This is a genomic window from Klebsiella sp. 4_1_44FAA, assembly GCF_000238715.1.
GTDB lineage: Bacteria > Pseudomonadota > Gammaproteobacteria > Enterobacterales > Enterobacteriaceae > Klebsiella > Klebsiella pneumoniae.
On record NZ_JH414818.1, the window covers coordinates 1 to 3,611 of the forward strand.

Annotated in this window: 5 protein-coding genes and 2 pseudogenes; all 7 read left to right on the top strand. The window is 51.3% G+C overall.

Translation table 11 applies throughout. The features are described from left to right. Nucleotides 1–55 precede the first annotated feature (55 nt). A protein-coding gene (locus HMPREF1024_RS0127875) for an IS1 family transposase (protein ID WP_223341593.1) occupies nt 56–753 on the top strand; the annotation gives its coding sequence in 2 pieces (ribosomal slippage) (nt 56–305 and nt 305–753; 699 coding nt in all). A 29-nt stretch (nt 754–782) separates the two neighbouring features. Continuing rightward, a pseudogene (locus HMPREF1024_RS29740) lies at nt 783–984 on the top strand (bacteriocin immunity protein). 101 nt (nt 985–1,085) lie between these two features. Next, a pseudogene (locus HMPREF1024_RS31905) lies at nt 1,086–1,165 on the top strand (hypothetical protein); the annotation flags it as partial. 104 nt (nt 1,166–1,269) lie between these two features. Beyond that, a complete protein-coding gene (locus tag HMPREF1024_RS00515) occupies nt 1,270–1,821 on the top strand; it encodes a phospholipase D family protein (protein WP_013213996.1) in 552 nt (183 codons plus the stop codon). Nucleotides 1,822–2,141: 320 nt separating this feature from the next. After that, nucleotides 2,142–2,420, top strand: coding sequence for a replication regulatory protein RepA (locus HMPREF1024_RS0127880; protein ID WP_004099069.1), 279 nt, complete (start codon nt 2,142–2,144; stop codon nt 2,418–2,420). Between the two features lie 215 nt (nt 2,421–2,635). Further along, on the top strand, nt 2,636–2,713 hold the full coding sequence (tap, locus tag HMPREF1024_RS29755; RefSeq protein WP_014386216.1) for a RepA leader peptide Tap: 78 nt from the start codon (nt 2,636–2,638) through the stop codon (nt 2,711–2,713). Continuing rightward, nucleotides 2,706–3,563 (top strand): incFII family plasmid replication initiator RepA, encoded by an 858-nt coding sequence (gene repA, locus HMPREF1024_RS00510; RefSeq protein ID WP_004099067.1) that lies wholly within the window; start codon nt 2,706–2,708, stop codon nt 3,561–3,563. Before tap ends, repA begins: the two co-directional genes overlap by 8 nt. Nucleotides 3,564–3,611: the final 48 nt, after the last annotated feature.

Below are 3,611 nucleotides of genomic sequence, written 5' to 3' on the forward strand. Positions count from 1 at the left end.
GGTAATGCTGCCAACTTGCTGATTTAGTGTATAATGGTGTTTTTGAGGTGCTCCGGTGGCTTCAGTCTCCGTCTGCTGTCCCTCCTGTTCCGCTACTGAAGGCGTGATGCGTAATGGCAAAAGTACTGCCGGGCATCAACGTTATCTCTGCTCTCACTGCCGTAAAACATGGCAGCTCACCTTCACTTATGCCGCTTCTCAGCCCGGTACACACCAGAAAATCATTGATATGGCTATGAACGGCGTCGGTTGCCGTGCCACCGCACGACTAATGGGCGTGGGCCTCAACACCATTTTGCGCCATTTAAAAAACTCAGGCCGCAGTCAGTAACCTCCCGGATACAGCCGGGCAGTGATGTCATTGTCTGTGCGGAGATGGACGAGCAATGGGGCTACGTCGGTGCAAAATCACGTCAGCGCTGGCTGTTTTACGCGTATGACAGGATACGCAGGGTGGTGGTAGCCCACGTTTTCGGTGAACGCACTATGGCCACACTGGAGCGTCTTCTGAGCCTGCTGTCAGTTTTTGACGTGGTGGTATGGATGACGGACGGCTGGCCGATGTATGAGTCACGTCTGAAGGGAAAACTGCACGTCATCAGTAAGCGTTACACGCAGCGAATTGAGCGACACAACCTGAATCTGAGACAGCATCTGGCAAGGCTGGGCAGGAAGTCCCTGTCGTTCTCCAAATCGGTGGAGCTGCATGACAAAGTCATCGGGCACTATCTGAACATAAAACACTATCAGTAAATTGGAGTCATTACCCTTTTGTTAGTAAAATAATCGCTGCTGATTTTCCAACTGACAAAGAGAACGATGATGCTATTTATTCGTTCGCCCAACTAACAGAGCATCCTGCTGGTTGGAACCTCATCTTCAAGCCTAAGGTAGGCGAAGATTCTTCGGCGAAAGGAATTGTTAAAACCGTAAAGGAATGGCGAGCTGCTAACGGTAAGCCAGGTTTTAAAAAATCGAGATTGAATGTGCGGGTTCAGGTGATGAATCCGCACATTTTTAACTCTGGATTTGAAGAATAATTACTAGATATCCATTATTTTTTCCTGTCTCCAAACTGACCCCATGATGGATGGTTTATGGCTCTGTCCACGATACCGGCGACGGACCCGTCTGCTACTGGCTTCGGCATACCACAAAATCCTGACGCCTCCGCATGGCGTCGTTGTCCAACCCCGGGAACGGGGAAAAGCCAGTTTCCCCCGCTCCTGGCGTTTCTTAAACACCCGTTAAGGAAATACTGTGAAAAAAATGAACCGTACGCTCCGCAGATGTTGTCTGTCCGGGCTTATCAGCCTGTCTTTGTTTGCACCTTTTCCGGTTGTGTATGCCGACAGCATCGAGACGGGATATTCGCCGGAAGGAACGGCTCTGCAGCTGGTCCTGAAGACTATTAATTCTGCACAGCAGGAAATCCGGCTGATGGGCTATTCCTTTACCTCACCCGAAGTCGCCGGCGCGCTTGTCAGGGCAAAGCGGCGTGGCGTCGATGTGAAAGTGGTTCTGGACTGGAAAGCCAATACCGGCAAGCAAAACCAGGCGAGTCTGGCGGCCATGAATCTTCTGGTCAATGCCGGCATCCCGGTTCGCACAGTGTCGCAGTACAAAATTATGCATGACAAAGTCATCATTGCTGATGGCCGCAATATTGAAGTCGGGTCTTTTAACTACACCCGCTCCGCCGATCGGGTCAATTCAGAGAACGTGCTAGTCGTGTGGGATGTTCCAGTCGTTGCTCAACGCTATCTGCAGCACTGGTCGACCCGCTGGTCGCAGGGAACGGACTGGAAACGGGCTTATTAACGCACCTCAGCCATAAAACGAGCATCAATACGGTTCACTTACGTCCATGCTAAAGCGCCTGAACCACCCGTCGCTCGTATCTTACCTCTTAAGTCTTGCCCCTGAAGGTACTCACTTTTAGTTCAGGATGGGGCTACTCTCCATCTCTCTTACAAGAGGACATGGGCATCTCATTTAGTTGAAATTTGTACGCCAATACAAATGACAATCTTAGAAAGGATCTCTTGCAAATTGAAAGTAAGTTATTGATTTGCAGGATCTGAGAGTTCTGTAGTATCCTCCGTTCCGAAGACATTTCTGAGGTGTCAGGAGAGCGATAAATGTCACGTCCAGCAGATAAAACAACTTCCTCTGCGAATGCAAAACGTGCATACCGGAAAGGTAAGCCAATGTCTGCCAGTGAGAGACAGCTTGCCGCGATTGCGCGGAAACGCGAAACGCATAAAGAAGTTAAGGTTTTTGTTAAAAACCCACTAAAGGACGTGATGATAGCGGTTTGTGAAGAAGAAGGTCTGACACAAGCCCAGTTTATCGAGAGGCTCCTTGAGCGAGAGCTTACAGAACGCGGTCTTTTAGATGTAAAGACTTCACATTCTTGATCATGTTTATATTGAGTGCTAGATTGTTGATGGTCTGAATAATTTTGGGTGTGCCACGCCGTAAGGTGGCAGGGAACTGGTTCTGATGAGGTATCTACCCGGGACCAGAAAGCAAAAACCCCGATAATCTTCTTCAATCTTGGCGGAAGGAAAAGATTAACGGGGCCTTCATAAACTGCATAGAACGTGTTGCTCTATGCAGGGAGTATATGTACATGCTCAGAAAACTTCAAGCTCAGTTTCTGTGTCATTCGCTCCTTCTGTGCAACATAAGCGCAGGAAGCGGTGACTGATCTCCTTCAAAATCACTATTCACAGGTTAAAAACCCGAATCCGGTATTCACGCCGCGTGAAGGGAAAAAGACCCTGCCGTTCTGCCGTAAGCTGATGGCGAAAGCCGAAGGCTTCACGTCCCGTTTTGATTTTTCCATCCATGTGGCGTTTTTGCGTTCGCTGGGTAAGCGTCACCGGATGCCACCACTGTTGCGCCGGCGTGCAATTGACGCTCTTCTGCAGGCAATGTGTTTCCACTACGATCCGCTGGCCAATCGCGTGCAGCGCTCGATTACCAATATGGCCATCGAATGTGGACTGGCCACCGAGTCCAGGAGCGGCAACCTGTCGATCACCCGAGCCACCCGGGCGCTGAAGTTCCTGGCCGAGCTGGGGCTGATCACCTATCAGACGGAATATGACCCACAGATCGGCTGTAATATCCCGACCGATATCACCTTCACCCCGGCTCTGTTTTCCGCGCTTGACGTTTCAGAAATGGCTGTGGTGGCCGCGCGCCGCAGCCGTGTGGAATGGGAAAACCTGCAGCGCAAAAAACAGCAACTGAAACCGCTGGAGATGGACGAACTGATCGCAAAAGCGTGGCGGTTTGTGCGTGAGCGTTTTCGCAGCTACCAGGCTGAACGAAAATCTCACGGCCGGAAGCGGGATACTGCACGGCGGGATGCATCACGGCAGCGTCATGACATCGAGACGCGCGTGCGTCAGCAACTGACCCGCGAATACGCCACCGGCCGCTTCAGGGGCGATAAAGAAGCGCTGAAGCGTGAGGTTGAGCGCCGTGTGCAGGAGCGCATGCTGCTGTCGCGCGGAAACAACTACACGCGGCTGGCCACTGCCCCCCTATAACATTCCTTCTTTAAAAAATCCGGCCGGCGCCGGAGGCTTTCGCACGCC

Excerpts from the sequence above, each read along its gene's own strand:
- HMPREF1024_RS00515 (WP_013213996.1), top strand. The coding sequence starts at position 1,270 with ATGAACCGTACGCTCCGCAGATGTTGTCTGTCCGGGCTTATCAGCCTG.
- HMPREF1024_RS0127880 (WP_004099069.1), top strand. The coding sequence starts at position 2,142 with ATGTCACGTCCAGCAGATAAAACAACTTCCTCTGCGAATGCAAAACGT.
- tap (WP_014386216.1), top strand. The coding sequence starts at position 2,636 with ATGCTCAGAAAACTTCAAGCTCAGTTTCTGTGTCATTCGCTCCTTCTG.